Raw genomic sequence first — 25,067 nt, forward strand, 5'->3', positions numbered from 1 at the left:
CCATGGAAATCCCCCGCCTTCAACACGCGCTCGCCGTGCTCGAAAACATGTACGAGACGCAGTCCCATCAACTCACTGAGCGCCAGGCCGCCGAGCGGGAATTCTTCAATGCCGCCGCAGCAGCCATCGAGGCGTTGCAACCCGTTGCAGGAGACGCGCAATGACCACTCCGACACTCGAACAACTTCGTGCCGACCTCCAGAAGCTCCAACGCGAGGCCGTCGCGGCTCATAGCCGCGCTGCCGGTGGCGACAAAACCGCGTCGACGCGCCGCGCGCAGCTCATGGACGAAATCGCATTCGCGAAGGTCCAGATCGCTGAGGCTGAAGTCGCCGAGCAAGCAACGCAATCCGATCGGGAGTTGCGTCGACTGAAGGAAGCCGCGGAGGCATCGCGCGCACATAGCGCCGCGGTTGAAGCCATTCTGGTGCCGCGGGTTGCCCTCGGCCAGAAAGCGGACACCCTGATCCGCGAACTCGGCGAGACGCTGGTAGCACTGCAACGCACGTATGACGAGGCGCAAGCCTCTGTCGCGCGCGGGATGCACCCCACCGAGTCCCTGGCGTTGATCTGGAATCACGAGGCGATCGGGCACGCTGCCATCGGTGCACTGTTCCGCGCGACCGGCTGGGACGCGGCGGTGCTTCAGGGACTCAGTTCGAACGGGCTTTCGCTGCTGCCGCAGGCCGACCCGCTGGCGGTCGTTGCAGGTCATCAAAACGCACTCTTGACCTCGATCCGCGGCCAGCGTGACATGCAATACGCGATGGCGCTTGAGCAGGCCGAAGAACGGCACCAGGAGGCCGCGTAATGGATGCCCTTGCTGCCCTGTATCCATCGAGCAGCTCGGGCGTGGGCGCGACGATCAGTCCGCTCGCGACGCCTGCGCCGGCGGTGGCGCCCGTGACCGTTGCGCCCGCAACAGCAGCGCCAGCCGCCGCTACGCAAGCCCCGGAATCATTCGACTTCGATGCCCACGACCGCGAACTCGGAGTCGGGAACTACGTGCATGGGGATGGAGGTTCCGACGTCGACGAAGGTCTGCACGATGCCATCGACACTCGCGTGGAGCAGCCCGTGATCGACAAGCGCGATCGCATCGAAAGCGCGCTGCGTGACATTCGGGACACTGAGCCCGCAGCCACCAGCACGACGGATTTGAACGCTGCGACGAGCCGATATCCCGACGGCATCACGCCCTATCCGGCAGAGCGCGAACAAGCGCTCGCTGCATTCGTTCATGCCGGCATCGGCGTCAGCGCCGCGGGGGCGCTGTGGAGCGCAGGCATGGCCGCCCTTAAGCAGCCCGTCACGACGAATCAGGCTGGGGCCATGGCGGCCCTGGGCGATAACGCTGATACGACCGTGGCGGCTGCGAGAGCAGTCGTTGCGCAAGCGTCGACAAAGTATCCCGGCCTGAAGGATTTCTTGAACAGGACCGGCTTGGGCAACGACCCGAGCGTGATCCGCTATCTCGCGAGCAAGGCGAAAACCTAAGGAGTTTCACCATGACACGTGGCACATTGAACAACGTCGGCAAAGCACCAGCGGGCATTCAACCGGGCGAGCCCGGCGAGGACTCGCACACTTACAGCCGATTGATGGCGAAGAAACCGGCCGCGCCAATCGTCGGCAACACTGCGACGAAGCAGGGTCCGCACGAGAACGGCAAGTCGAACGCCGCGGGCAAGCAGAGAACGGACGGCGGCAAGCCCAACGGCAGCCTGAAGGCCAAACCCAAGCCCGCAGGCGGCACGACGCGCACCGAGTCGCCGATGGGCCACGCGGCGAAAAAGCTGTATCCGTCAGCAAAATGAGTCTCGCCTTTGACGACGTGCACAGGGAATTGCACACGACCTGCGACGCCTCCAATTGCCTACGATTTTTGATTGACCGATGGCCGTACATGGATCGTGACAAATGGCTGTACCTGCTCACGAGCATATGGCACAGGATGAACGGCATTACGGCGGCCGACGACGACGCAATCCGTGAAACGCCGTTCGGTGAGTGGCTCGACGGCCGGCCCGATCGCGAGATGTGGTCGGATGAAGCTCAAGGGCTTTACGACCGGTTGCCGGATGTCGTCACGATCTACCGGGGTGGCTACGAGACCAACATACGCGGACTGTGTTGGTCGCTCGATCGTGAAATCGCCGAGAGCTTCCCTACTCTCAACGGACACAGGAAACCCGGGCAGCCGCTGCTCGCGGAAGCCCGTGTTCGAAAGCAGGACATCGCCCTGATTGTCTTGGAAGCGGATGAGCTTGAAATCGTGACGGCTCGCGCAAGAGTCGTTTCGACTTCGCATATCGTGGCGCGAGGTGTAGCGCTAGGCCAGGACGACAAATGACCGACGACAAACGCAGGCTGTTGCTGGCCGAACTGGCTGAGACGCGGGCCGCGCTGGAGACGATCTGGAAGGCGCGGGTCTGCATTGCCGATGAACTACCGACGGCGGACAGGGAGCGCGCGCACCGGCTCAGGCAGAGGGATGCTGCGTTGCTGGAACGTGAGGTTTCGCCGACGTGGCGACTGGTCGAGTTGGAGTTTCAACTGAGCGTTGCCGTGTCGAGGTAAATCGGATTTGAAATCGGATTTTCCAACCCGCGTTTCAAACGCGACTTGGCCAGCATAGGAGCCGCCGTGGACTGGACCGTATTCGTGAAACTGATGATGCAGCAGATCGAAGCCGGCAAGCGTGAGCAGGCGGAGCGCGATGCCGTGCTGCAGAAGATTAACGACCGAGCCCGACGGATCAGAGAGGCTCGCCTCCGGACGATGGCGGCCAAGAGGGAAAAGACCGCAGCCAAGGGCGCTGCGAGCGCTTGTTGATCTGGTCAACGCTTACTCAGAAGCTCGCGCACGAGAAGCGGCGCCGCGATCCATCCAAAAAGAATTCCGACCAAGAGATCAGCGAGGGTCACGCGCCCTTCGCGAAAATCCTTGATTCCGATGATCAACACAGTCACGACGCCGACGACAATCCAAGCGAACAAGCAGGCGGCGAACGTCATGAAAATCGCGCGATCTAACCACGGCGGGCCAAATGCCATCGCGAGCATCACCGCGATCAGGGGGACGTATATCGTCAAGAGCGCCTTTTTCATTGACTACCCCGCGTCAATCATTCGAGAAAATTCCCAGAGCGTACTGGCTTGGATGGCCAAGGCTTTCGATTTGATCTTCGTTTCTGTGACGGTCCGCCCCCAATTGTAACGCCTTTCAAACGCGACTTGGCCGGCGCAGGAGTGGCCCATGAACTGGGCAGTGATCGTGGAGCAGGACGTGGTAGACGATGGCGGCCAAGAGGAACCACACGAGGCGGCGTATCGCTTCTGCTTCTACGTCGACAAGCGCATGGCCGGTGTGCTCGCCGCCGGAGGCTGCATCATCGCAAAACGCCTTGTGCACGGTCTGCGGGCTCACGGGAGGCTGCATATCAGAAGCACGAACGAGCTATTGCGAGCCTGCCAGAGGCACCTGAAGCGGTTTTGACGAACTCGGGCATCGGACAAGCAGCTACCGACGTTTTGGGAATCCCAACAACCTCAATTGGAGTGCTATAGTTACCTCACAGGTGCGAATTTGGTGCGCTTTTGGTGCCAAACCGCCAGTCCTGAGGAGGCATAATCATGGCAAAACTGACGTTAAACGTATCGGATGAAGTGGTTACGCAAATCGAAAGATTCGCGGAACGCGAAGGCGTGACCAAAACGGAGGCTATGCGGCGCATTCTGTCGCTAGTGAAGGTGTCAAACGAAGAGGCGAGCAAGGGACGAAGTCTTGGGGTAATACAGGATCAGGCAGACGGGAAAATGGCTGTTGTCGCCAAATTAATTGGCGTGTAAATGGGAACGCCCGGCGTGGAGAAATCGCTGGATCTGACTGAAGCCGGTGATGCTGGGTTCAGTTCCGGGTCCGTGAAGAACTTTGACATCGAAAAAGAGAAAATCTATCTCGCCCGATGGGTTCTCGCCGGTCTTGCCAGCCTTTTCTTGATGGCTTGTCTGCTCTATATCGCAAAGAGCGATTACATCGACAATGCTGCGGCCAAGGAAATTTTCGACTTCGTGAGAGAAGCTTTCCCACCGATTGTTACCCTCGTCCTGGGTGCCTACTTCACCCGCAAGAGCGAATAGCCCCGCCCCGATCGGGGCTTTTCATTTGCCCCCCGCGAAGTCTCTTTGCCGAGTCGCGCCCGGAAAACCCGATCTATGATGCTCTTCGCAGACAACGCACTCAGCGGCGACTCTCCGGCTGTGCCGTGCAACAAGAATGGAGTGATGCCTAGCAGTACGGCTTCGACGGCATGCCTCTGCTCCAGCGCGAGCCCAATGAGTCGACGGTCGCCTATCTGGTGCGTATTTCCTACGCGATGAGGTCATGACCATGGGTGAGAGGAAGAGTACCTTTACGCGGCACGAGGCCGCCATCATTAGAACGCTGTTGGTTGAACTTCGGGACGCCGGTTCACAAGGTGAGCAAAAGAGGATACGAGACAAGCTGCGTGCGATGGGCTTCTATATCTCCGAGTTCAGCGCCTCGAAGAAGGGCTTCACGGAGGCCGCCTTCATCAAGTTGGTTGAGGACGGAACGGTTACGGTCCTGACGTCGCCAAACACCTAAAAATCAGCCTGATACCTTCGAACCAACTTGATCGCGGTTGCATGTCGCACGCCGACGCCACGCGCGATCCTCGAAGTGCATACGATGTTTTGCGGCGAGGAGTTGATGGCACAACGCAGACGGGAAGCTCGGCTAGTCGCGTAACGGCGTAGCGAAAGGACTAGGCCCGGTTCTCGGCGATGCGACGTTCATAAGCATCTCGCGCGTCGTCGATCTTCTTTATCACGTTCCGCAATTCTTCGTCCCGGCACCACTCGCCCGGCTTCGGCTCTTCGAATGGCATGCCAGCAAGCTTGCGAAGTCGGCGCGCCAGATCTGAAGCGAGGAGCCCCAGTTCGGCGTAGTCGCGTCTTCTGGCCCAGAAATACTCCGTGTGGTAAGGGTAGTCGTCGTCGTAAAGTGCGATACCCGCGAGCCTGTTCTCGATTTGCTCGCGTTGGTCGGGAAGTTGCAGGATCGCGTACATGAGGTCGCGCTGCAGCACCTTCCATTCGACGTCGATGTCCAGCGGCTGAAACTTAGGCGGTTTTGTTGTCGGCGCGTACTCTTCGCCATTGTCACCGGCAGGGCCGTACTCCTCGGTACCGTCATCAAGCGCGACATGGAAGCAGCCATTGGCGAACCGGTCGAGATGGGAGACGACGATGATCGCGAGGTATGCCGTGTCCTTGCGACGCTTGGACCGACTTACCAGCCACTCCTTGACGGCAGCGAACGAGTTGCCAAGCAACACACCGGTGATGCCCGCTGCAGCAGAGATGACGGCAGAGACGTTGCCAGTGTCCATAATTCGCATGCGGGCGCGCTACGTGTGGGTAGCGGTGTGGGTAGAAACGAAAAACGGGCCGAGAGGCCCGTATTCATTAATGTCCTGGCGGAGAGAGGGGGATTCGAACCCCCGATAGGCTATTAACCTATACACGCTTTCCAGGCGTGCGACTTAAACCGCTCATCCATCTCTCCGGCGGGAGTCGAATTATAGCAAACTTCGCGCCGTGCGCTACACCCCCGCCAAAGCCACCCGCAAACCGCCTACGGATGCCGGATATAGTCGACCAGCGCGATCGTATAAGCATCCGCCTTGCGATCGATCAAACTCACCCCGATCGCCACGAGAAACCCCGCCGGCACGCCGAACACGCCCGAGCTGATCGGCTCGATGCCGAACCAGCGCGCGCCCGTGAAGCCCGTCATCTGCGTGAAGAACGGATACGTCGACACGATGTAGTAGATGCACACGACGAGCCCCGCGATCATCCCCGCCACCGCGCCGAGCCGCGTCGTGCGTTTCCAGAACACGCCGAGCACGAGCGCCGGAAACAGACTCGACGCCGCCAGCGAAAACGCCGCCCCGACCAGAAACAGAATATTCCCCGTATTCAGCGACGCCACGTACGACGCGAACAGCGCGACACCCAGCAGCAGAATCTTCGAGATGGTCACGCGCCGCTGGCTCGACGCGTTCGGATCGACCATGTGGTAGTACACGTCGTGCGACAACGCATTGGCGATCGTCAGCAGCAGACCATCCGCGGTCGATAGCGCCGCCGCCAGCGCCCCCGCCGCGATCAAGCCCGACATCACGTACGGCAGCCCTGCGATCTCGGGTGCCGCGAGCACGACCATATCAGGCTGCATCTGGATCTCGCTCCAGCGCACAATGCCGTCCCCGTTCGTATCGGCGAGGCTGATCAGGCTCGGTTCGACCTTGCGCCATTGCATCAGCCATTGCGGCAGATCGGCAAAATGATGGCCGACCAGATTCGACAGCATCTCGTACTTGATCAGCACCGCAAGCACCGGCACCGTCAGATAGAACAGCGCAACGAAAAAGAGCGTCCAGCCGACCGAGCGGCGCGCCGACGCCACCGAAGTCGTCGTGTTATAGCGCGTCAGGATATGCGGCAGGCTCGCCGTACCAAGCGACAGGCACAGCAGCAGCGACAGAAAGTTACGTGCATGCGTGCTCCGGTCTTCATCGCCGACAGCAGGAAACGGCTCGTGCATCGGCACCGGCGCGGTCGCGCGCATCAGCATGTCGTCGCGCTGCTGGCTCCAGACGATCTGCGCGGCGGCGGCGTCGCGTGGAAACTGTTCGAGCGCGCGCTCGCGCTCCTTGATCTCGCGCAGCGGACCGTTATGGCGGCGCAGATCGCCGACCTCTTGCGTGAGCCGGTGCTTCTCGTCGATGAACGATTGCGGCAGCGTATCGAGCCGCAGTTGCATCAGCTCGGCACGGCGTCGATAGTCGTCGCGCACACGCTCCTCGAGCGGCGCGTCGCGCACCTGTTTCTCGAGCCCTTCCATGCGCTCCATCAAACGTCCGTAGCTGAACTGCGGCACCCAGCCGAGGCCGTCCTTGTGCGCGATCATCGACACCGGTATCAGCATCGCCAGGATCAGGATGATGTACTGCGCGACCTGGGTCCACGTGACGGCACGCATCCCACCGAGAAACGAGCACACCAGAATGCCCGCCAGTCCGCAGAAAATGCCGACCGCGAAATCGACACCGATGAAACGTGTCGCGATCAGCCCGACGCCCTGGATTTGCGCGACCAGATAGACGAACGAGCACAGGATCGCGGAGAGCGCCGCGAGGCCACGCACCGCATTGCTCGAATAGCGCGTGCCGAGAAAGTCGGGAATCGTGTAGCGCGCGAGCTTGCGCACATACGGCGCGAGCAGGAACGCGACGAGGCAGTAGCCGCCGGTCCAGCCCATCAGGTACGCGAGGCCGTCGTAGCCGGTCGCGTAGATCGAACCCGCCAGACCGATGAACGACGCGGCCGACAGCCAGTCGGCCGCGGTCGCCATGCCGTTGAACGCCGACGGCACGCGCCGCCCCGCCACGTAGTATTCGACCAGATCGGAAGTGCGCGACAGCACGCCGATCACCGCATACACCGCGATCGGCACGAACAGGAACACATAGCCGATCCACACACCGGGACCGGTGCTGCGCTCGATGCGCCACATCACGTAGATGAACAGCAGAAAGCCGAGCGTATAGAGCGCGTACGAGCGGATCAGCCGATGCGTGAGCTTCATCGGCTCAGCGTCCGCGCGCGGCCGGCGCGTCTGTGCCGATCTTGACGTCGTCGTTCGCGCCGCTGGTGGAAACCGCGGCGGGACCGCTTGCGGCATCGCGCTGCGAATCCGCTTCGAACGCGCGCTGCAACTGACGATCGGCGCGCTGCATCAGCACGATATAGACGACGATCAACGCGAGGTAGATCAGGATCGCGCCTTGCGCGCCGAAGTAGAACGGCAGACTGAAGCCGCCGACCCGCACCTGCGCGAGCGCGGGCGCCAGCAACGGCAAGACGAAGGAGACGAAGAAGCCGAGGGTCATCAGCGCCGCAATCAGCACGAGGTTGAAACGCCAGTACCTGCGATGCGCGAGCGCCATCGCCGCCGAGACCGGTGGCGGTTCGGGCGCGGGGTTCAACGTGGCATGGGAGGATCGGTGCGGCGCGGCCATGCGCCTATGTATCAAAAAGGCATCGGCGAGGCAATTGGGATTGTCCGCGCAACACCGTGATGTCAGCCATCCGCTCGAACGACGGGGCTGCGCAAGACGCCTGCAAGCGTGTCGATCGACACACCGCCGCCATCCGCGCAGCCCCGCTTACAACGCTTTAAATCGACTCGCCGAGCTGGTCGAGAATCGCCGGGTTCTCCAGCGTCGACACGTCCTGGGTGATCTCCTCGCCCTTCGCGAGCGAGCGCAACAGTCGACGCATGATCTTGCCCGAACGTGTTTTCGGCAGGTTCTCACCGAAGCGGATGTCCTTCGGCTTCGCGATCGGACCGATCTCCTTGCCGACCCAGTTGCGCAGTTCGTTCGCGAGCTTGGCGGCCTCTTCGCCTTGCGGACGCGCGCCCTTCAGCACGACGAACGCGCATACCGCCTCGCCGGTCGTCGCATCGGGGCGACCCACCACCGCGGCTTCCGCGACGAGCGGATTGGCGACCAGCGCCGACTCGATCTCCATCGTGCCGAGACGATGGCCCGATACGTTCAGCACGTCATCGATGCGGCCCATGATCGTGAAGTAGCCGGTCTCCTTGTCGCGCACCGCGCCGTCGCCGGCGAGGTACAGCTTGCCGCCGAGTTCTTCGGGGAAGTAGCTCTTCTTATAGCGGTCAGGATCGCCCCACACGTTGCGCAGCATCGCCGGCCACGGACGCTTGACCACCAGAATGCCGCCCTGCCCGTTCGGCACGTCCTGCCCGGTTTCGTCGACGACCGCGGCCATGATGCCCGGCAGCGGCAGCGTGCACGACCCCGGCACGAGCGGCGTCGCGCCCGGCATCGGCGCAATCATGTGACCGCCGGTCTCGGTCTGCCACCATGTATCGACGATCGGGCAGCGGCCGCCGCCGACGTTCTCGTAGTACCACACCCACGCTTCCGGATTGATCGGCTCGCCGACCGTGCCGATGATGCGCAACGTCGACAGGTCGTAGCTCTTCGGATGCACTTTCGCGTCGGCCTCGGACACCTTGATCAGCGAGCGGATCGCCGTAGGCGCCGTATAGAACAGCGTGACCTTGTGCTTCGCGATCATCTGCCAGAAGCGCCCTGCGTCCGGATAGGTCGGCACGCCTTCGAACACGACCTGAGTGCCGCCGAGCGTCAGCGGTCCGTAGGTGATGTAGCTATGACCCGTGATCCAGCCGATGTCGGCGGTGCACCAGAACACGTCGGACGGCCGCCAGTCGAAGGTCCACTTCAGCGTTTGCGCGGCCCACAGCAGATAGCCGCCGGTGCTGTGCTGCACGCCCTTCGGCTTGCCGGTCGAGCCCGACGTGTAGAGGATGAAAAGCGGATGCTCGGCGTCGACCCATTCGGGCGCGCACTGGTCCGACTCGCCCTGCGTGAGTTCGTGCATCCACAGGTCGCGTCCCGCATCCCACGCGACCTTGCCGCCGGTGCGCTGGTACACGACCACGCTCTTGACCTTCTCGCAGCCGCCGAGCGCGAGCGCTTCGTCGGCGATGTTCTTCAGCGGCAGTGCCTTGCCGCCGCGCATCTGTTCGTCGGACGTGATCAGCGCGACCGCGCCGACATCGACCAGCCGCTCGTTGAGCGACTTCGACGAGAAGCCGCCGAACACGACCGAGTGCGTCGCGCCGATCCGCGCGCACGCCTGCATCGCGACGATGCCCTCGATCGACATCGGCATGTAGATGACGACCGGGTCGCCCTTCTTCACGCCGCGTTTTTTCAGCGCATTCGCGAAGCGCGATACGCGTTGCAGCAGGTCCTGATAGGTGACGTTTGTGACGGTGCCGTCGTCGGCTTCGAACACGATCGCGACGCGCTCGCCGTTGCCGGCCTCGACGTGACGGTCGAGGCTGTTATACGACGCGTTCAGCTGGCCATCTTCGAACCACGTGTAGAACGGCGCCTTCGATTCGTCCAGCACCTTCGTGAACGGCTTGTGCCAACTCAGCGTCTCCTTCGCGAGACGCCCCCAGAAGCCTTCGTAGTCGCGCTCCGCCTCGGCGGCGAGCGCCCGGTACGCATCCATGCCGGAGATCGTGGCACCCTTCGCAGTGTCAGCGGAGGGCGGAAAAACGCGGTGTTCCTGAAGAACCGATTCAATCGCAGACATCGACAACCCCTTGGTGAAGATGAAAAACGTAAAACCTGTACCGGCGCGGGTCGCGCGCGGGCCTTATCCTGTTCGAGCCGCCGCGAGCGGCGCTGTCTCCCACCTCGCCATGCCGACAAACGCGTGTGCGTGCGGCATCGCAACATCCGTGCATGCGGGCGCCCTGCTCGATCTCATCCCGCGTTAAGGCCTAACCATAAGCGCTGCAACTTACCGGCCACTTACGCGCATCGTGTTGATCTGCAAGCGAAAACCCTTAGAGCGCGCGAGCCATTGACGCGCTTACGCGTTGATCAGACGAGACGCGCGCGGAAAAGATCGCCCGTGCTATCGAACGTTTTACGTTCACTCGCAGCACATCGCATACCGCTGATGGCGACTCGACGCACCGCTCGTGCGCAAGCTTTCATACCCTTACGCTCTGTCGCACGGCCTCTTACAATGCTAACTGAACTAGCCGTCCGGATTCCAGCTTGAATCGCTACGCCCTGCTTCTCATTACCTCGATGCTGCTGGTCGGCAGCAATGTCGGAATCGGCAAATCGATCGTCGCCTTCGTCCCCGTCCCGCTGTTCGCGCTGCTGCGATTCGTGATCGCGATGGCCGTGCTATGGCCGCTGTTGCGCGTTGCCAAACTGCGCCGCGTCAAACGCGATGAATGGATCAACCTGTTTTTGCAGGCGCTATTCGGCACCTTCGGCTTCACATTGCTGATGCTCAACGGCGTCGCCCGCACGAGCGCGGTCGCGGCCGGCGTGATCACGAGCACGATCCCGGCGGTCGTCGCGCTGCTGTCGTGGCTGATCCTGAAGGAGCGGCCGGATGGCCGCTCGCTCGCGTCGATCGTGCTGGCGATCGTCGGCGTCGTCGTCATCAATGTCGCGCACGCCGAAGCGGGCGCAGATGCGACGGTCGGCACCGGCTCGCTCGCGGGCAACCTGATGGTGCTCGGCGCCGTATGCTGCGAATCGATCTATGTGATCCTGTCGCGCCGTCTCACGCAAACGCTCGCGCCGATCGACATCTGCGCGTACACGCACCTGTTCGGCCTGCTGCTGATGCTGCCGCTCGGTGCCGGCGCGCTCGCGCATTTCGACTATCGCGCGGTGCCGTCGAGCGTCTGGATGCTGGTGCTGTGGTACGGGCTGTCTGCCAGCATCTTCTCGTTCTGGCTGTGGATGAAAGGCATCCGTCACGTGCCGGGCAGTCTCGCCGGCGTGTTCAGCGCGGTGCTGCCGGTCGCTGCGGCGCTTTACGGCATGGTGTTCCTCGGCGAGCGGCCCACGCTCGCGCACGGCATCGCGCTCGCCTGCGTGATCGCCGGCATCGGCCTCGCGAGCCTGAAGGCGCGCAACGTGCCGCCGGTCGCATCGTAAGTCCGGTGCGGCGGCAGGCTGCCCGCCGCAAAGCAGCAGAATCGAGCGACGCTGTACAATAGCGCGCCTGACGCGAGTCTCGCGACCCTTCGATGGCCGCACCCCGCACCACCGTGGGCGCCTGGCCCCGTGTTCCGTCACCCGCGCTTCATCTGACCGTTGCCTATGTCCGCTCCGCGACCCGCCTCCGCCCCTTCGCGCCGCCCGATGCGCGCGCTGCCCCACCTCATTTTCATGAGCCGTTGGCTGCAGGTGCCGCTGTATCTCGGGCTGATCGTCGCGCAGGCGGTCTACGTCGTACTGTTCCTGAAGGAAGTCTGGCATCTGGTCACGGACGCGATGCGGCTCGACGAAACCAGCATCATGCTCGTCGTGCTAGGCCTGATCGACGTGGTGATGATCTCGAACCTGCTGATCATGGTGATCATCGGCGGGTATGAAACGTTCGTGTCGCGCCTCGGCCTCGACGGACATCCGGACGAGCCGGAATGGCTCGATCACGTGAACGCCGGCGTGCTGAAAGTGAAGCTGTCGATGGCGCTGATCAGCATCTCGTCGATCCATCTGCTGAAGACCTTCATCAGCCCCGACCAGAACACGACGCACACGATCATGTGGCAGGTGATCATCCACGTCGCGTTCCTCGTGTCGGCGCTCGTGATGGCGGCGGTCGACCGCCTCACCACGCACTCGCAGCCCAAACATTTCGAAGAGCCCGCGGCGCTGCACGCCGTGGGCGGCATCAAGGTTTCCACTCCCATGAAGGCGCAAGACTGACCGCACCGCGCTGCGATCCGACAACAAGCGCCACTCCCCACTGAGCTAGCCATGACCGTCATCAAACAGGAAGACCTGATTCAGAGCATCGCTGATTCGCTGCAGCACATCAGCTACTACCATCCGCTCGACTACATCGAAGCGCTCGGCCGCGCGTACGAGCTCGAACAGAGCCCCGCAGCGAAGGACGCGATCGCGCAGATCCTGACCAACAGCCGCATGTGCGCCGAAGGCAAGCGCCCGATCTGCCAGGACACCGGCATCGTCACGGTGTTCGTGAAGGTCGGCATGGACGTGCGCTGGGACGGCGCCACGATGAGCGTCACCGACATGATCAACGAAGGCGTGCGCCGCGGTTACCTGAACCCGGACAACGTGCTGCGCGCATCGATCGTGAGCCCGCCCGAAGGCGCGCGCAAGAACACCAAGGACAACACGCCGGCCGTGATCCACTACGAGATCGTGCCGGGCAACACCGTCGACGTGCAGGTCGCGGCCAAGGGCGGCGGCTCGGAGAACAAGTCGAAGTTCGCGATGCTGAACCCGTCGGATTCGATCGTCGACTGGATCCTGAAGACCGTGCCGACGATGGGCGCGGGCTGGTGCCCGCCGGGCATGCTCGGCATCGGCATCGGCGGCACCGCTGAGAAAGCGATGGTGATGGCGAAGGAATCGCTGATGGACCCGATCGACATTCAGGACGTGATCGCACGCGGTCCGCAGGACTGGATCGAAGAGCTGCGCGTCGAACTGCACGAGAAGGTCAACGCGCTTGGTATCGGCGCCCAGGGTCTCGGCGGTCTGTCGACCGTGCTCGATGTGAAGATCATGGCCGCGCCGACGCACGCCGCGTCCAAGCCGATCGCGATCATCCCGAACTGCGCGGCGACGCGCCACGCTCACTTCACGCTCGACGGCTCGGGCGTCGCCAAGCTCGAAGCACCGTCGCTCGACGCGTGGCCGAAGGTGCACTGGGAACCGAACACGGAAACCAGCAAGCGCGTCGACCTGAACACGCTGACGCCGGAAGAAGTGGCCGGCTGGAAGCCGGGCCAGACGCTGCTGCTGTCGGGCAAGATGTTGACCGGCCGCGATGCCGCGCACAAGCGCATCGCCGACATGCTCGCGAAGGGCGAGAAGCTGCCGGTCGATTTCACGAACCGCGTGATCTACTACGTCGGCCCGGTCGATCCGGTGCGCGACGAAGCGGTCGGCCCGGCAGGCCCGACCACCGCGACGCGGATGGACAAGTTCACCGAGACGATGCTCGCGCAAACCGGCCTCATTTCGATGATCGGCAAGGCCGAGCGCGGCCCGGTCGCGATCGAGTCGATCAAGAAGCACAAGGCTGCTTACCTGATGGCCGTCGGCGGCGCCGCCTACCTCGTGTCGAAGGCGATCCGCAGCGCCAAGGTGCTCGCGTTCGAAGACCTCGGCATGGAAGCGATCTACGAGTTCGACGTGCAGGATATGCCGGTGACGGTCGCCGTCGATTCGACCGGCACCTCCGTGCACCAGACCGGCCCGAAGGAATGGCAAGCCAAGATCGGCAAGATTCCGGTCGCCGCGGCTTGATGGGTCGCGATTAACGCCGCTCAGGTCAGTCGAAAAGCCGGGACCGCGGTCCCGGCTTTTTTATTGCCGTGCGTCATGCGTGGACAGGACGGCGCGCGAAGCCAGCAACCCGACCAAAAGTTGTGTCGGATTTCTTGGCTTTTTTGGGTGAGGCGTTTATTGTTGTTGGAAATTCAAGGTCCCCGAAAAAGGAAATAACATGCAAGGCGACAAGAAAGTCATCGAATATCTGAACGCGCAGCTGAAGAACGAGCTGACCGCGATCAACCAGTACTTCCTGCATGCGCGGATGTACGGCCATTGGGGCCTCGAGAAGCTCGGCAAGCACGAGTACGACGAGTCGATCGGCGAAATGAAGCATGCGGATCTGCTGATCGAACGCATTTTCATGCTCGACGCCCTGCCGAATCTGCAGGACCTGCACAAGCTGCTGATCGGTGAGGAAACCAAAGAGATCCTCGAATGCGATCTGAAGCTCGAACAGGTTTCGCAAAGCACCTGCAAGGAGGCGATTGCCTACTGCGAATCGGTGCGCGATTTCATCTCGCGCGAAATCTTCACGAAGATTCTCGACGACACCGAAGAGCACATCGACTGGCTCGAAACCCAGCTCGACCTGATCGACAAGGTCGGTATCCAGAACTACCAGCAAAGCGCGATGGGCTCGGTCGAGTCCTGATCGAGGCACGCTGAAACATCCCGCGCGGTGGCGGCACGACGCCTGCCCGGCAGGCATTCGCGCCGGACCGCAGCGCGCGGGCGATATACTTGCGCGCTTGCTCGCGCATCACCCTGGCTTCGCCCCTTTTTCGCCGACCGCCACGTCACGCTCGTTTTCTTCGCCTATGCCCGCCCCCTCGCCGTCCCCGACTATCCGCAGTGTTGCCGCTGGCGCCGCGTCGCAGGCGCCTATCGGTATTTTCGATTCGGGGCTCGGCGGACTGTCGGTGCTGCGCGCGGTGCGCGCGCAACTGCCTGACGAGACACTGCTGTATGTCGCCGATTCGCTGTACGCGCCCTACGGCGAGCGCGACGACGACTTCATCACCGACCGCACGCTAGCCATCGGCGAATGGCTCGCCGCACAGGGCGCGAAGGCGCTCGTGGTCGCGTGCAATACGGCGACCGCGCAATCGATCGCGCTGGTGCGCGAAAAGCTGCCAATTCCGCTCGTCGGCGTCGAACCGGGCGTCAAGCCCGCGGCACTGCAATCGAAAAGCCGCGTCGCCGGCGTGCTGGCGACCCAGGCGACGCTGCGCAGCGCCCGCTTCCAGGGGCTGCTCGAACGCTACGCCACCGATTGCCGCTTTCTGTGCCAGCCCGGCCACGGGCTCGTGCAGGCGGTCGAGCGCTGCGACGTCGGTTCAGCCGAACTACGCGCCCTACTGCGCAGCTATCTGGAACCGATGCTCGACGCGGGCGCCGACACGCTGGTGCTCGGCTGCACCCATTACCCGTTTCTCGATGCGGCGATCCGCGACATCGTCGGCGAGCGGCTCGCGCTGATCGACACGAGCGTGGCGATCGCGCGTCAGCTCGAACGCGTGCTCGAGCAGCACGGCCTGCGCGCTGCCACGTGCGCCGGGGCCACGCCGCTGCCGCGCTTCTACTCCACCGACGACGGCGTCCACCAGCAACAACTGGCCGCCACGCTGCTGCAGATCGAAGCCGCGGTCGAGCAGGTGCTGATTCCGTCTCCCCGCACCGCCACCCCGGATTCGCGGGCTGCCTAGAAGCGGCAGCCGACGCGCACGACGCGCCCGCTGGCGGCCCGCGCCACCCTTCCGTCCGACGAAATCCATTCTAAGCGTCTGGTTTTGTTACAAAAAAGCGCACGGAACGCTTGCCAAACCGACCAAACAAAATGATAATAATTCGCATTAACGTTAGCTATGACGCCCGCCATGATCGTCTGTGTCTGCAAATCCGTTTCCGACCGAACAATCCGCTCCTCGATTGCGGACGGCATCGACTCGTTCGACGAGTTGCAGTTTGAACTCGGCGTCGCCTCGTGCTGCGGCAAATGCGAGGAAACCGTGCGCGACGTGATGCTGCAAAGCGGCGTGTGCGCGAGCCGTTGCGGTGTCGGCATGGTCGAGCATCAGCAGGTGCAGAGCGTCGCCGAGGTCGTGCAAGTCACGTTCTACGAGCGCAAGGCGGCCTGAGTTCAGCTTGCGCGGTACGGCGTGAGCCGTGCCCTCCGCGTCCCGGCGCCCTATGTTTCACTTACATTTAATGCCACGCTTGAACCGGCATTGAATGTCCAGCATGCCTGCAACACAACCGCGGTACAGTCCGCCGTACTGCGCGCCGTACTGCGTTATCCCACTGCCGTCAGCAAGCCAGTATTCGTACCAGCCAGCTACCCCACTCACCCCTTGGAAAGGAGTTCGAGATGGAATTGCTGATTGGTTTCGTGACTACTTTGTTCATTTCGCTGCTGATTTTCCGAACATGACGATGCCCTGTCCGACGCGCCGCCGTGGCAGCGCGCTGCCACACTGACCATGCAGGCTCCGCATCCCGTTTCCGCCGGCGCCCCGCTGGCGTCGTCCACCCGACCGAATTCCCGCGCACTGACGGCCACTGCCATGGTGGCCGTGGTTCACGTCGCGCTGCTCGCCGTGATCATGACGCTGCGCCACGAGCCTCCGCCAGTAGCACTCGAATCGCACGTGATGAGCGCCGAACTGCTGCCGCCCACGCCGCTCGCCGCGCCGGTCGCGCTGCAATCGATCGCACCGCCGCCGCCCCAGCCGACGCCGCCCGTCCATACGAAACCGAAAGTCCAGCCGAAGCCAGCGCCGACGCCAAAGCCGACGCCGACTCCGTTGCCGCAGGCCGCCGCGCCGTCGCCGACGCCGGTCGCGGCACCCGATCCGACGCCACCCGCGCCCGCCGCACCGACGACGCCGCCCGCCGCGGCGGCACCCGCGACTGGCAAGCCGACGATGGAGATCAGCGCGCCGAAAAACGTGTCGCACCTCGATTGCAATATCACCCAGCCCGACTACCCGGCGCTGTCGCGGCGCCGTGGCGAATCGGGCACCGCGTACGTGCACTTCGTGGTCGGTCTGACCGGCAAGCTCGAGAGCATCGAGTTGAAAAAAAGCAGCGGCTTCAGCCGTCTCGACGACGCCGCCGTCGCCGCCGTGCGCGCAAGCACGTGCAAGCCGTATCTCGAGAACGGTGAGCCCGTCAGGGCCGCATACACCCAGCCTTACAACTTCAATCTGACCGACTGAAGCAGGATTTCAAAAACAAGGAATTGCGATGCAAAACTACGGATTGGCGCACGTGTGGGCGCAAGGGGATTTCGTGACGCGCGGTATCGCGCTCGCGCTGTTGATCATGTCGGTGATGTCGTGGAGCGTGATCGTCGTCAAAGGCTGGAACGTGATGCGCCTGAAGCGCCTGACGAAGAACGCCGAGCAGGCGTTCTGGCATTCGGACGACCTCGCCGACGGCGTGAAGAAGCTCGGCGGCGGCGCCTCGACGCCGCATGACAATCCGTTCCTCGCGCTCGCTCGGTCGGGCCAGGAAGCGGCCGACCATCATCACCAGACGCAGCCGCATCTGCATGACCGCATGGACGTGTCGGACTGGATCACTCGCTGCCTGAAGGACACGATGGACGAAAGCGTCGCGCGCATGCAGAGCGGTCTCGCGATTCTCGCGTCGATCGGCAGCACCGCGCCGTTCGTCGGCCTGTTCGGCACCGTGTGGGGCATCTATCACGCGCTGCTCGCGATCGGCGCAAGCGGCCAGTCGTCGATCGACCAGGTCGCCGGCCCGGTCGGCGAAGCGCTGATCATGACCGCGTTCGGTCTGTTCGTCGCGATTCCGGCAGTGCTTGGCTACAACGCGCTGACGCGCGCCAACAAGGCGATCGTCGCGAAGCTGAGCCGCTTCGCGCACGGCCTGCATGCGTTCTTCGTGACGGGCGCGCGGCTGTCGTCGATCAAGCGCGGCGACGGTCTGCGTCTCGCGACCCGCGCCAACTGATCGACGAGGCATTCCAATGGCAATGAGCCCTTTCGCCGGAGACGATGACGACGGCCTGATGAACGAGATCAACATGACGCCGCTCGTCGACGTGATGCTGGTTCTGCTGATCGTCTTCATGGTGACGATTCCGGTGATCCGTCACGCGGTCAAGATCGATCTGCCGCACGCGAGCAGTCAGAAGGAAGACACGAAGCCCGCGCAGGTGACGGTGTCGGTCGACGCGGACGGTGACGTGCTGTGGGACGGCACCAAGGTCGACGACGCGGCGCTCGCCGCGAAGATCGCCGCGGCCGCGCAGGCAAGCCCGCAGCCGGAGCTGCATCTCGATGCGGACCGCAAGGTGCCGTATGAGAAGGTCGCGCAGGTGATGTCCGCCGCGCAGGCCGGCGGGCTGACGAAGATCGGTTTCGTCACGCAGCCCAAAGCGAAGTAACGGGTAACGTGGCACGCGGAGCAGGACGCTCGTCCACGCGAAAAACCCCTTGAAACAGGGCCAAAAAGTAAAAGGCCTTCATCGTCGGATGAAGGCCTTTTTTTGTGCGCGCTCGGCGCCTTCGGGCGGCGGGATCATTTGCCATCGGCCGAAGACTGATAGCTTGTATCACCGCATGCGAGGGCCGTGGTCGACACGGACAACGCGGTCAGCCCTATCAGGCCCGCTATGATAGCGGCCATGAGTTTTCGCATAGGAGACTCCGTTGCGAAAGGGATTTCACTATATTCCTGTGCGTGCGCGCATTCAAGCAAACGGCCATTGAAAGTAATCATGACAAGCCACGCTTAAATGCTAAAAACGATTTGCGCCGCGCGATAGCAGGCGGCGGCGCAGCTTGTCCCCCTCAAGTTGCCACAGAGTCTTAGGAAACCGCCGCCGACGCAACCACGGAAGCCGCCGCCACCGATCCCCGCGCCGCCGCTTTCTCCGCGCGCACAGGACACTCGCCCATGATGTGCTTGCCTTCATCCGGATCGAGCATCTCGACCAGATAATCGACGAACGCGCGCACGGCCGGCACCATCCCCTGACGCGATACGAACACCGCGTACAACTGCGGCGTCGGAAAACTCCAGCCCGGCATCACGGGCGACAGTTGCCCCGCTCGCAAAGCGGCTCCGTACATCATCTCGGGCAAGGCGGCGATGCCGACGCCGGCGAGCACCGCCTCGCGGATCGTCATCAGATCGGCGGTCACGAGGCGCGGCTCGTGTTCATGAGCATGGCGCGTGCCATCCGGGGAGATCAGGTTGTACACGTGGCGGCCGTCGCTCGTCGGCACGTCGAGTGTTTCGAAGCGGTTCAGGTCGGCCGGCGTCAGCGGCGGCGCATTCTGCTGCAGCAGGCTCGGCGCGCCGACCAGCATCTGCTCGGTGCGCCACAGCGGCCGCACGACGATGTTCGCGTTCTCCGGCGGATCGGAACGCACGCGCAGCGCGACGTCGATCGAATCCTCGAACAGATCGACCACGCGATTCGTCACGCGCATCACGACGCGCACCTCCGGATAGCGGTGCATGAACTCCGGCAGGATCGTCGACAGAATCGTCTGCGAGATCGTGACCGGCACGCTGACTCGCACCGTGCCGCGCGGCGATGAGCGCAGCTGCTGCACGACGTTGACCGCCGCCTGCGCTTCGCTGAGCATCGCCTGACAGTGCTGGTAGAACAACTGCCCCGCTTCGGTCAACGCGAGCTTGCGAGTGGAACGCTGCAACAGGCGCACGCCGAGCGACGCCTCCAGTTCCGTGAGCCGGCGCGAGAGCCGCGACTTCGAGATGCCCAACACCCGCTCGGCAGCCGAAAATCCGCCATGTTCAACGACCTGCGAAAAGTACATCAGGTCGTTCAGATTGTGTGAATCGATCTTCATCTCATCGTTCCATTAACAGAACAATCCATTGCTGAGGGGCGGCTGGCACCGCGAAAAACGGTCCCTATAATAGCTCCATGTTTCAAAAATAACGCTATTCCCCATTTTTCGAGGTGATATTGATGACTACGTCACGCACGATCGAACGCACGTTCCCGTCGGTTCGCACAGTGGAAGGCGGCGGATTTATCGTTCATCGACCGTTTCCCACGCGTCTGCTGATGGACTTCGATCCGTTCCTGCTGCTCGACGAAATGGGCCCGGTCGACTATGCGCCCGGCGAGGCCATCGGCGCGCCCGATCATCCGCATCGCGGCTTCGAGACGGTCACCTATGTGCTAGAGGGCCAGTTCGGCCACAAGGATTCGGCGGGCCATTCGGGCACGCTGCACGCCGGCGACGTGCAATGGATGACCGCAGGCGCGGGGGTCGTGCATAGCGAAATGCCGGACCCGGAATTCACGCGCACCGGCGGTCGTGTGCACGGCCTGCAGCTATGGGTCAATCTGCCGCGTCGCGACAAGATGATCGCGCCGCGCTATCAGGAGATCCCGTCGACGCGCATTCCGGTTGCGACGTCCGAAGACGGCCAGGTGCGCGTGAAGGTCATCGCGGGCGAAGCGCTCGGCGTCAAGGCCGCGGTCGAAACGCGTACGCCGATCCTGTATCAGCATTTCTCGCTGCAGCCCGGCGCGACGCTCCGCCAGCCGGTGCCGGCCGACTATCGCGTGTTCGCGTATGGGCTGTCCGGCAAGGGCGTGTATGGCGAAGGCGACGCGCGCGCGGAGATCGACGCGCGCACGATGGTCGTGTTCGCCAACGACGGCGACGCGGTGACCATCACGGCTGGCGACGAGCCGCTCGAAGTGCTGCTGCTCGGCGGCGTGCCGCTGAAGGAGCCGGTAGTGCGCTATGGTCCCTTCGTGATGAATACCGAGGACGAGATCCGTCAGGCGGTGCTCGACTATCAGGCCGGGCGGATGGGCGCGATCACGCACTGACGGGCATTGACAGACTGAAGCACACCGCGGGCAATTCGCGCCTGTCGACGCGAGTCAAAACACGCGGCCGGCTGCCCACGCGCCGCGAAACCCCTCACCTCGGGGCGCGAACGCCGGTAAATTCGTTCACAATACTGGCTCATGTCGCGCGGCACGCGCTGATTGCCACGGGCCGCGGCGCGCGACGTACTTCCTTTCCCCCATAGGAGCGCGCATGGCAGAGGCCACCGTCACCGCCCACATCGGTTCGACGAATTTCCAGGTCGTGTTCGACGACGGCAAGCACACATGGCTTGCCGACGAGCCCGAATCGTTAGGCGGCGGCGACCGCGGCCCGACGCCGGTCTCGCTGCTGCTGTCGAGCCTCGGCGCGTGCACGTCGATCACGCTGAAGATGTACGCGCAGCGCAAAGGCTGGCCGCTCGCGAGCGTACGCGTCAAACTGTCGATGGAAACCGGCGACGCAGGCTCGACGATCGACCGTCAGATCATTCTCGATGGCGATCTGTCCGATGAGCAGCGGGAACGGCTTTTGCAAATTGCCAATGCGTGCCCGGTGCACAAGATCCTCACGAACACGATCTCGATCCGCTCCGCGCTCGCCGTCGCTTAACTGGCGCGGCAGACCAGTTCGGGACGGTCGGATGCCGCCCGATCGGGCCACGGGTATTGCAACATTTTCATAGGACGCAGTCGTCTTGAATTTCGAACACCTCATTCAGATCAACGATCCGTTGAATCCCCTCGTCGAATCGATGACCCGCGAGCAGTTGTGGGAAGGGCTCGTGCTGCGCGCCGAACAGCCGCAACTGTTCGTGATGGGTCTCGACAGCTGCACGATCCTGTCGCGCGACGGCAATGTGCTCGAGCGCGAGTTGCACTATGGTCAGGCCACCGTGCGCGATCGCGTCACGCTGCAGGATAGCGAAAGCGTGCGCTACGACATCCTGCCGACCGCCGAGCACGTCGGCGGCTCACTGACGATGACGATCGAGCAGCCCGACGAGTTGCAGCTATTCTTGCGCTTCGAGTACGCGACCACACTGCCCGTCTCGACCGATCAGGACGCCGTGCGGACGCAGGAGATCGTCAAATCCGCGTATCGCGAGAACGATATCGACACGGTGCGTCTGATCCGCCAGTACGTTGCGGCGGGGCAGGAACCGGGACCGTTGCACTGAGATGCCGCGCGGGCGCCCTGCCCGCGCTGTCGCGGGGCCATGTCCAGGATGGCCCCCATAGTCGTCGTCTGCCCGCACTTTCATTCAGCTATCAGAAGTCGAATCCGATCAATTTCTCGATCTTGTAAATAGGAATAGTTATCATTTAGAATCATCACATCGAATCGACGAACAAGCTAAAACGAATGACCGATATGACTCGCCCTTCCACGCTCAGCCTGCGCCGCTCGGCTGCCGCGCTGACCAGCCGCCCGAAATCGACGACGGCCGTGCCGGCGGCCAAACCCGCCGCGGAACGCACCACCGGCCAGGGCGAGACATCGGAACGGGTCGTGCGCAGCGACGCGCTGCTGCAAGGCCATAGTCACATCAGCATCGTGCACAACGGCGAGACGTACCAGCTGCGTGCGACGCGCCTCGGCAAGCTGATCCTGACGAAGTAGCACCGCAACACGAAGTACGTACCGGGTATTGTGGGGACCACCTCCCAGAGAGGTGTTAGGCATTAGCCAGCCACGACGGCTTGCACGCGAGAACTAGACCCCTTCGTGCAGACACCAAGCCAGCCGTCGCAGCAAGCCAGGCCGTTTTTTTGGTTCTCACTCGGAAGCGGATGCGCGCAACGGCGTACATCGCTGAAAATGAAAATGAAAAAGCCGTGGGATGTCACCATTCCACGGCTTTTTTTGCTTGCGCCTGCGTTCGCAGCGGTGACAGGCCAAAGACTTACTTCGACGCCCAGCCCCAGAACATCAGCCACCACGCGCTATTGACGACCGCCAGCGCCGCGACGAACCACAGCATCGCCAGCGCGCGCTGCACGAAGCGTTCGCTATAGCGGCGCGTGACGAGCCACGCAAGCCATGCGCTCCACGCGCTCGCAATCACCAGAATCGCGATGCGCAGATCCGACGCCCACCACAGCGCAACGTGCTCGGCGCGCAGCAGCGACAGCGTCGTCGCCGACAAACCGAGGAACACACCCGCGCCCGCGATCGGAATAAGCCCCTGTGTCAGATGGTGCAGCCGGGTGGCGCTGAAGCGCCCGAGCATGCGCGTCGCGCCCGTCAGCAACAGCAGCAGCGCCGTGCCATAGACGAGTGCCGTCGCAAGGATATAGCCGATCAGCAGTGAGCCGTCGAGCCACGAGAACACATCGTTCTGGTCGGGGTAATGCGTGAACAGGAACCACGGCGCGTTGGTGTCGAGCGGCCACGTGATGTCGTGATCGACGAGCCACGTCGCGGAGAACATCTTCAGGTCGATGAACCAGCGCGACGCGGTCCAATGGAATGCGCCGATCGCAATGCCGAGCAGGCCGTACAGGATCAGCGCGGTGTCCCACGGATTCGCCTGCTTGTCGCCCAACTGCACGACTTCGGTCGACGGCTTGCGCCACGTCAGCGCGATAGCGTCGCGGTGTCCGCTGCAGCGGCCGCACATATGGCAGTCGGCCGCGCCCTTCATGTTGCGCAACGGCACGAGCGGCGCGCAGTTGATCGGAATCACACGATGCCCATGCTCGCCGTTCTTATATGAGCGGCGCCATGCGTCTTCGTCAACCTTGTAGTGAAACGGCGCAAGCCGTGACAGAAGCGAAAAAACCCCGTTGACGGGGCACAGGTATTTGCACCAGACGCGCTTCTCGCGCCCGTAAAGCAGTCCGATCACGATCGCCGCGAAGGTCGAGCCGCCGAGCACCAGCAGCACCGCTTTCGGATACTGATAGACGCTGACCATCTGCCCGTAGATCGTCGTGATGCCGAACGCGACGAAGGGCCAGCCGCCCCAGCGCATCCAATGCGGAATCGCGCGACCGCGCCCGAACTTGCTGGCGAATTCGGCGAGCGCCCCCTCCGGACACAGCACGCCGCACCAGACGCGGCCGAGCATCACCATCGACAGCAGCACGAACGGCCACCAGATGCCCCAGAACACGAACTGCGCCGCGAGCGTCAGGTTGTTCCACAGGTGTGCGGTGTCGTCCGGCAGCGGCAGCAGCGCGGGCACGATGATCAGGAACGCGTACACCGCGACCACGATCCACTGGATGCCACGGATCACCGTGCCGTGGCGCTGCATCCACTGGCCGGCCGCCGCGAGGCGCCCCGGCCGCGGAGCCATCACGGCGCTCATGCGGCGCGCCCTGCCGTCTGCTGCGCGGGCTTGCGACCAGCGCGGCGTACCAGCAGATAAACGACCGCCCAGTACACGGCATAGGCAAGCAGATTCATCAGCGCCGGATGCGCACGGTAGCCGGTCAGCGTCGCGACGAGCGAACCGAAGGTGCTCGAATCATCGAGGATCGCCGACGAATTCCACAGCTGGTCGACGAGCGTCGGCAGGAATTCCTTGTCGATCAGCTTGTCGACGCCGGTCTGGAACAGGCCCGCACCGAGGAACAGCAGCATGATTTCGGTGACGCGGAAAAAGAGCCGCCACGAGATGATCTTGCCGCCGAGTTGCAACACATAGAAGGTCAGGAACGCGAGCGCGAGACCGATCACGACAGCGAGCATCTGGCTGCCGTCGACATGACCCGACTGGCCGAAGCCGAGGCCGTACAGGAAGATCACCGTTTCGCTGCCTTCGCGCGCAATCGCCAATGCGACCAGCAGCGCGACGCCCCACCAGTTCGAATCGCGCTGGCTCTTCTGCAGCGACTGTTCCATGTCGCGCTTCAGCGTGCGGCCGTGTTGCTTCATCCACAGCACCATCTGCACGATCAGCACGCAGGCGACCAGCACCATCGCGGTCTGAAAGTAATCCTGCGCGTCACCGGAGAGCACCTCGGTGAACCCCACCAGCGCCGCGCCGAGTGCGACCGCCGCGATCACGCCGGCCGCCACGCCGCCCCACAGGTACGGCAGGCCGCGGCGCGCGTCGTCGTCGCCATTTTTCAACCACGCGTACAGGATGCCGACGACCAGCAGCGCCTCGACACTTTCCCGCCACACGATGAACAGAATCTGACCCATTCAAGCTCTCCCTTCGATCCTTCTACTGCCCGCATCCGTTGCCTCGCGCG

32 protein-coding genes and 1 tRNA gene are annotated in these 25,067 nt (G+C 63.1%); 24 read left to right on the forward strand and 9 right to left on the reverse strand.

The genetic code is table 11. From position 1 onward, the window contains the following. The first annotated feature begins 2 nt into the window (after positions 1–2). From L0U84_RS13330 to L0U84_RS13360, 7 genes are all read left to right on the forward strand, one after another. Positions 3–164, forward strand: a complete 162-nt coding sequence (locus L0U84_RS13330) for a hypothetical protein (RefSeq protein ID WP_233850446.1) — start codon at positions 3–5, stop codon at positions 162–164. A gap of 119 nt (positions 165–283) precedes the next feature. Continuing rightward, on the forward strand, positions 284–811 hold the full coding sequence (locus L0U84_RS13335; RefSeq protein ID WP_233850448.1) for a hypothetical protein: 528 nt from the start codon (positions 284–286) through the stop codon (positions 809–811). A gap of 41 nt (positions 812–852) precedes the next feature. Beyond that, positions 853–1,497, forward strand: coding sequence for a hypothetical protein (locus L0U84_RS13340; protein WP_233850450.1), 645 nt, complete (start codon positions 853–855; stop codon positions 1,495–1,497). Positions 1,498–1,508: 11 nt separating this feature from the next. Beyond that, positions 1,509–1,817, forward strand: coding sequence for a hypothetical protein (locus L0U84_RS13345; protein ID WP_233850451.1), 309 nt, complete (start codon positions 1,509–1,511; stop codon positions 1,815–1,817). 89 nt (positions 1,818–1,906) lie between these two features. Beyond that, positions 1,907–2,353 carry a hypothetical protein gene (locus L0U84_RS13350; RefSeq protein ID WP_233850452.1) on the forward strand — a complete coding sequence of 149 codons (447 nt, stop codon included), beginning with the start codon at positions 1,907–1,909 and terminating at the stop codon, positions 2,351–2,353. Beyond that, on the forward strand, positions 2,350–2,580 hold the full coding sequence (locus L0U84_RS13355; RefSeq protein WP_233850453.1) for a hypothetical protein: 231 nt from the start codon (positions 2,350–2,352) through the stop codon (positions 2,578–2,580). The genes L0U84_RS13350 and L0U84_RS13355 overlap by 4 nt, the downstream gene beginning before the upstream one ends. A gap of 66 nt (positions 2,581–2,646) precedes the next feature. After that, positions 2,647–2,835 (forward strand): hypothetical protein, encoded by a 189-nt coding sequence (locus L0U84_RS13360; RefSeq protein WP_233850454.1) that lies wholly within the window; start codon positions 2,647–2,649, stop codon positions 2,833–2,835. A gap of 5 nt (positions 2,836–2,840) precedes the next feature. Here L0U84_RS13360 and L0U84_RS13365 read toward each other — a convergent pair whose 3' ends face one another. Beyond that, on the reverse strand, positions 2,841–3,110 hold the full coding sequence (locus L0U84_RS13365) for a hypothetical protein (RefSeq protein WP_233850455.1): 270 nt from the start codon (positions 3,108–3,110) through the stop codon (positions 2,841–2,843). A 148-nt stretch (positions 3,111–3,258) separates the two neighbouring features. On the opposite strand from L0U84_RS13365, the gene L0U84_RS13370 reads away from it, so the two are divergent. From L0U84_RS13370 to L0U84_RS13385, 4 genes are all read left to right on the forward strand, one after another. Next, positions 3,259–3,498 carry a hypothetical protein gene (locus L0U84_RS13370; RefSeq protein ID WP_233850456.1) on the forward strand — a complete coding sequence of 80 codons (240 nt, stop codon included), beginning with the start codon at positions 3,259–3,261 and terminating at the stop codon, positions 3,496–3,498. Between the two features lie 137 nt (positions 3,499–3,635). Beyond that, the gene (locus L0U84_RS13375) at positions 3,636–3,851 is read left to right on the forward strand and encodes a hypothetical protein (RefSeq protein ID WP_233850457.1); all 216 of its coding nucleotides are present in this window, start codon (positions 3,636–3,638) and stop codon (positions 3,849–3,851) included. Then, complete coding sequence (locus L0U84_RS13380; RefSeq protein WP_233850458.1) at positions 3,852–4,142, forward strand: hypothetical protein; 291 nt, start codon at positions 3,852–3,854, stop codon at positions 4,140–4,142. A 244-nt stretch (positions 4,143–4,386) separates the two neighbouring features. Further along, entirely contained in the window at positions 4,387–4,629 is a 243-nt protein-coding gene (locus tag L0U84_RS13385; RefSeq protein ID WP_233850460.1) for a hypothetical protein, read from the forward strand. A gap of 160 nt (positions 4,630–4,789) precedes the next feature. On the opposite strand, the gene L0U84_RS13390 is transcribed toward L0U84_RS13385, so the two are convergent. From L0U84_RS13390 to acs, 5 genes are all read right to left on the reverse strand, one after another. Next, positions 4,790–5,416: a hypothetical protein gene (locus L0U84_RS13390; RefSeq protein WP_233850461.1), complete on the reverse strand. Its 627-nt coding sequence runs from the start codon at positions 5,414–5,416 to the stop codon at positions 4,790–4,792. 85 nt (positions 5,417–5,501) lie between these two features. Next, a tRNA-Ser gene (locus L0U84_RS13395) sits at positions 5,502–5,592 on the reverse strand. 69 nt (positions 5,593–5,661) lie between these two features. Then, on the reverse strand, positions 5,662–7,680 hold the full coding sequence (locus L0U84_RS13400; protein ID WP_233850462.1) for a sodium:solute symporter family protein: 2,019 nt from the start codon (positions 7,678–7,680) through the stop codon (positions 5,662–5,664). 4 nt (positions 7,681–7,684) lie between these two features. Then, positions 7,685–8,113 carry a DUF4212 domain-containing protein gene (locus L0U84_RS13405; RefSeq protein WP_233850463.1) on the reverse strand — a complete coding sequence of 143 codons (429 nt, stop codon included), beginning with the start codon at positions 8,111–8,113 and terminating at the stop codon, positions 7,685–7,687. A gap of 157 nt (positions 8,114–8,270) precedes the next feature. Then, the gene (acs, locus tag L0U84_RS13410; protein ID WP_233850464.1) at positions 8,271–10,253 is read right to left on the reverse strand and encodes an acetate--CoA ligase; all 1,983 of its coding nucleotides are present in this window, start codon (positions 10,251–10,253) and stop codon (positions 8,271–8,273) included. 473 nt (positions 10,254–10,726) lie between these two features. Between acs and L0U84_RS13415 the strand changes: the two genes are divergently transcribed. The 9 genes from L0U84_RS13415 (at position 10,727) to L0U84_RS13455 (ending at position 18,422) form a co-directional block, all read left to right on the forward strand. Next, positions 10,727–11,629, forward strand: a complete 903-nt coding sequence (locus L0U84_RS13415; protein ID WP_233850465.1) for a DMT family transporter — start codon at positions 10,727–10,729, stop codon at positions 11,627–11,629. Positions 11,630–11,794: 165 nt separating this feature from the next. After that, on the forward strand, positions 11,795–12,406 hold the full coding sequence (locus L0U84_RS13420; RefSeq protein ID WP_442794001.1) for a TIGR00645 family protein: 612 nt from the start codon (positions 11,795–11,797) through the stop codon (positions 12,404–12,406). A gap of 51 nt (positions 12,407–12,457) precedes the next feature. Then, entirely contained in the window at positions 12,458–13,981 is a 1,524-nt protein-coding gene (locus L0U84_RS13425; protein WP_233850467.1) for a fumarate hydratase, read from the forward strand. Positions 13,982–14,180: 199 nt separating this feature from the next. Further along, positions 14,181–14,660, forward strand: a complete 480-nt coding sequence (gene bfr, locus L0U84_RS13430; RefSeq protein WP_233850469.1) for a bacterioferritin — start codon at positions 14,181–14,183, stop codon at positions 14,658–14,660. Positions 14,661–14,826: 166 nt separating this feature from the next. Continuing rightward, positions 14,827–15,714, forward strand: coding sequence for a glutamate racemase (murI, locus tag L0U84_RS13435; protein ID WP_233850471.1), 888 nt, complete (start codon positions 14,827–14,829; stop codon positions 15,712–15,714). A 171-nt stretch (positions 15,715–15,885) separates the two neighbouring features. Continuing rightward, positions 15,886–16,146: a (2Fe-2S)-binding protein gene (locus L0U84_RS13440; protein ID WP_129962896.1), complete on the forward strand. Its 261-nt coding sequence runs from the start codon at positions 15,886–15,888 to the stop codon at positions 16,144–16,146. A 342-nt stretch (positions 16,147–16,488) separates the two neighbouring features. Then, the gene (locus L0U84_RS13445; protein ID WP_233850474.1) at positions 16,489–17,226 is read left to right on the forward strand and encodes an energy transducer TonB; all 738 of its coding nucleotides are present in this window, start codon (positions 16,489–16,491) and stop codon (positions 17,224–17,226) included. Positions 17,227–17,254: 28 nt separating this feature from the next. After that, entirely contained in the window at positions 17,255–17,986 is a 732-nt protein-coding gene (locus L0U84_RS13450) for a MotA/TolQ/ExbB proton channel family protein (protein ID WP_233850476.1), read from the forward strand. 16 nt (positions 17,987–18,002) lie between these two features. After that, positions 18,003–18,422, forward strand: coding sequence for an ExbD/TolR family protein (locus tag L0U84_RS13455; RefSeq protein WP_233850477.1), 420 nt, complete (start codon positions 18,003–18,005; stop codon positions 18,420–18,422). Positions 18,423–18,846: 424 nt separating this feature from the next. On the opposite strand, the gene L0U84_RS13460 is transcribed toward L0U84_RS13455, so the two are convergent. Then, complete coding sequence (locus tag L0U84_RS13460) at positions 18,847–19,857, reverse strand: LysR family transcriptional regulator (RefSeq protein WP_233850478.1); 1,011 nt, start codon at positions 19,855–19,857, stop codon at positions 18,847–18,849. 122 nt (positions 19,858–19,979) lie between these two features. Here L0U84_RS13460 and L0U84_RS13465 point away from each other — a divergent pair, with 122 nt between their 5' ends. The 4 genes from L0U84_RS13465 (at position 19,980) to hemP (ending at position 22,482) form a co-directional block, all read left to right on the forward strand. After that, the gene (locus L0U84_RS13465) at positions 19,980–20,858 is read left to right on the forward strand and encodes a pirin family protein (RefSeq protein ID WP_233850479.1); all 879 of its coding nucleotides are present in this window, start codon (positions 19,980–19,982) and stop codon (positions 20,856–20,858) included. A gap of 214 nt (positions 20,859–21,072) precedes the next feature. Continuing rightward, on the forward strand, positions 21,073–21,471 hold the full coding sequence (locus L0U84_RS13470; protein ID WP_233850480.1) for an OsmC family protein: 399 nt from the start codon (positions 21,073–21,075) through the stop codon (positions 21,469–21,471). A gap of 85 nt (positions 21,472–21,556) precedes the next feature. Then, positions 21,557–22,039 carry an SRPBCC family protein gene (locus L0U84_RS13475; protein WP_233850481.1) on the forward strand — a complete coding sequence of 161 codons (483 nt, stop codon included), beginning with the start codon at positions 21,557–21,559 and terminating at the stop codon, positions 22,037–22,039. A 185-nt stretch (positions 22,040–22,224) separates the two neighbouring features. Beyond that, the gene (hemP, locus tag L0U84_RS13480; protein WP_233850482.1) at positions 22,225–22,482 is read left to right on the forward strand and encodes a hemin uptake protein HemP; all 258 of its coding nucleotides are present in this window, start codon (positions 22,225–22,227) and stop codon (positions 22,480–22,482) included. Between the two features lie 283 nt (positions 22,483–22,765). Here hemP and L0U84_RS13485 read toward each other — a convergent pair whose 3' ends face one another. Together L0U84_RS13485 and L0U84_RS13490 are read right to left on the reverse strand one after the other, a co-directional pair. Further along, positions 22,766–24,175, reverse strand: a complete 1,410-nt coding sequence (locus tag L0U84_RS13485; protein ID WP_233850483.1) for a 4Fe-4S binding protein — start codon at positions 24,173–24,175, stop codon at positions 22,766–22,768. After that, entirely contained in the window at positions 24,172–25,017 is an 846-nt protein-coding gene (locus L0U84_RS13490; protein ID WP_233850485.1) for an FTR1 family iron permease, read from the reverse strand. The genes L0U84_RS13485 and L0U84_RS13490 overlap by 4 nt, the downstream gene beginning before the upstream one ends. Positions 25,018–25,067: the final 50 nt, after the last annotated feature.

The sequence above is a fragment of the Paraburkholderia sp. HD33-4 genome, assembly GCF_021390635.1.
Taxonomy (GTDB): domain Bacteria; phylum Pseudomonadota; class Gammaproteobacteria; order Burkholderiales; family Burkholderiaceae; genus Paraburkholderia.

What these genes read in the sequence shown, in the direction of transcription:
- L0U84_RS13330 (WP_233850446.1), top strand. Translation starts at nt 3, where the DNA reads ATGGAAATCCCCCGCCTTCAACACGCGCTCGCCGTGCTCGAAAACATG.
- L0U84_RS13335 (WP_233850448.1), top strand. Translation starts at nt 284, where the DNA reads ATGGACGAAATCGCATTCGCGAAGGTCCAGATCGCTGAGGCTGAAGTC.
- L0U84_RS13345 (WP_233850451.1), top strand. Translation starts at nt 1,509, where the DNA reads ATGACACGTGGCACATTGAACAACGTCGGCAAAGCACCAGCGGGCATT.
- L0U84_RS13350 (WP_233850452.1), top strand. Translation starts at nt 1,907, where the DNA reads ATGGATCGTGACAAATGGCTGTACCTGCTCACGAGCATATGGCACAGG.
- L0U84_RS13355 (WP_233850453.1), top strand. Translation starts at nt 2,350, where the DNA reads ATGACCGACGACAAACGCAGGCTGTTGCTGGCCGAACTGGCTGAGACG.
- L0U84_RS13365 (WP_233850455.1), bottom strand. Translation starts at nt 3,110, where the DNA reads ATGAAAAAGGCGCTCTTGACGATATACGTCCCCCTGATCGCGGTGATG.
- L0U84_RS13370 (WP_233850456.1), top strand. Translation starts at nt 3,259, where the DNA reads ATGAACTGGGCAGTGATCGTGGAGCAGGACGTGGTAGACGATGGCGGC.
- L0U84_RS13375 (WP_233850457.1), top strand. Translation starts at nt 3,636, where the DNA reads ATGGCAAAACTGACGTTAAACGTATCGGATGAAGTGGTTACGCAAATC.
- L0U84_RS13380 (WP_233850458.1), top strand. Translation starts at nt 3,852, where the DNA reads ATGGGAACGCCCGGCGTGGAGAAATCGCTGGATCTGACTGAAGCCGGT.
- L0U84_RS13385 (WP_233850460.1), top strand. Translation starts at nt 4,387, where the DNA reads ATGACCATGGGTGAGAGGAAGAGTACCTTTACGCGGCACGAGGCCGCC.
- L0U84_RS13390 (WP_233850461.1), bottom strand. Translation starts at nt 5,416, where the DNA reads ATGGACACTGGCAACGTCTCTGCCGTCATCTCTGCTGCAGCGGGCATC.
- L0U84_RS13400 (WP_233850462.1), bottom strand. Translation starts at nt 7,680, where the DNA reads ATGAAGCTCACGCATCGGCTGATCCGCTCGTACGCGCTCTATACGCTC.
- L0U84_RS13405 (WP_233850463.1), bottom strand. Translation starts at nt 8,113, where the DNA reads ATGGCCGCGCCGCACCGATCCTCCCATGCCACGTTGAACCCCGCGCCC.
- acs (WP_233850464.1), bottom strand. Translation starts at nt 10,253, where the DNA reads ATGTCTGCGATTGAATCGGTTCTTCAGGAACACCGCGTTTTTCCGCCC.
- L0U84_RS13420 (WP_442794001.1), top strand. Translation starts at nt 11,795, where the DNA reads ATGTCCGCTCCGCGACCCGCCTCCGCCCCTTCGCGCCGCCCGATGCGC.
- L0U84_RS13425 (WP_233850467.1), top strand. Translation starts at nt 12,458, where the DNA reads ATGACCGTCATCAAACAGGAAGACCTGATTCAGAGCATCGCTGATTCG.
- bfr (WP_233850469.1), top strand. Translation starts at nt 14,181, where the DNA reads ATGCAAGGCGACAAGAAAGTCATCGAATATCTGAACGCGCAGCTGAAG.
- murI (WP_233850471.1), top strand. Translation starts at nt 14,827, where the DNA reads ATGCCCGCCCCCTCGCCGTCCCCGACTATCCGCAGTGTTGCCGCTGGC.
- L0U84_RS13440 (WP_129962896.1), top strand. Translation starts at nt 15,886, where the DNA reads ATGATCGTCTGTGTCTGCAAATCCGTTTCCGACCGAACAATCCGCTCC.
- L0U84_RS13445 (WP_233850474.1), top strand. Translation starts at nt 16,489, where the DNA reads ATGCAGGCTCCGCATCCCGTTTCCGCCGGCGCCCCGCTGGCGTCGTCC.
- L0U84_RS13450 (WP_233850476.1), top strand. Translation starts at nt 17,255, where the DNA reads ATGCAAAACTACGGATTGGCGCACGTGTGGGCGCAAGGGGATTTCGTG.
- L0U84_RS13455 (WP_233850477.1), top strand. Translation starts at nt 18,003, where the DNA reads ATGGCAATGAGCCCTTTCGCCGGAGACGATGACGACGGCCTGATGAAC.
- L0U84_RS13460 (WP_233850478.1), bottom strand. Translation starts at nt 19,857, where the DNA reads ATGAAGATCGATTCACACAATCTGAACGACCTGATGTACTTTTCGCAG.
- L0U84_RS13465 (WP_233850479.1), top strand. Translation starts at nt 19,980, where the DNA reads ATGACTACGTCACGCACGATCGAACGCACGTTCCCGTCGGTTCGCACA.
- L0U84_RS13470 (WP_233850480.1), top strand. Translation starts at nt 21,073, where the DNA reads ATGGCAGAGGCCACCGTCACCGCCCACATCGGTTCGACGAATTTCCAG.
- hemP (WP_233850482.1), top strand. Translation starts at nt 22,225, where the DNA reads ATGACCGATATGACTCGCCCTTCCACGCTCAGCCTGCGCCGCTCGGCT.
- L0U84_RS13485 (WP_233850483.1), bottom strand. Translation starts at nt 24,175, where the DNA reads ATGAGCGCCGTGATGGCTCCGCGGCCGGGGCGCCTCGCGGCGGCCGGC.
- L0U84_RS13490 (WP_233850485.1), bottom strand. Translation starts at nt 25,017, where the DNA reads ATGGGTCAGATTCTGTTCATCGTGTGGCGGGAAAGTGTCGAGGCGCTG.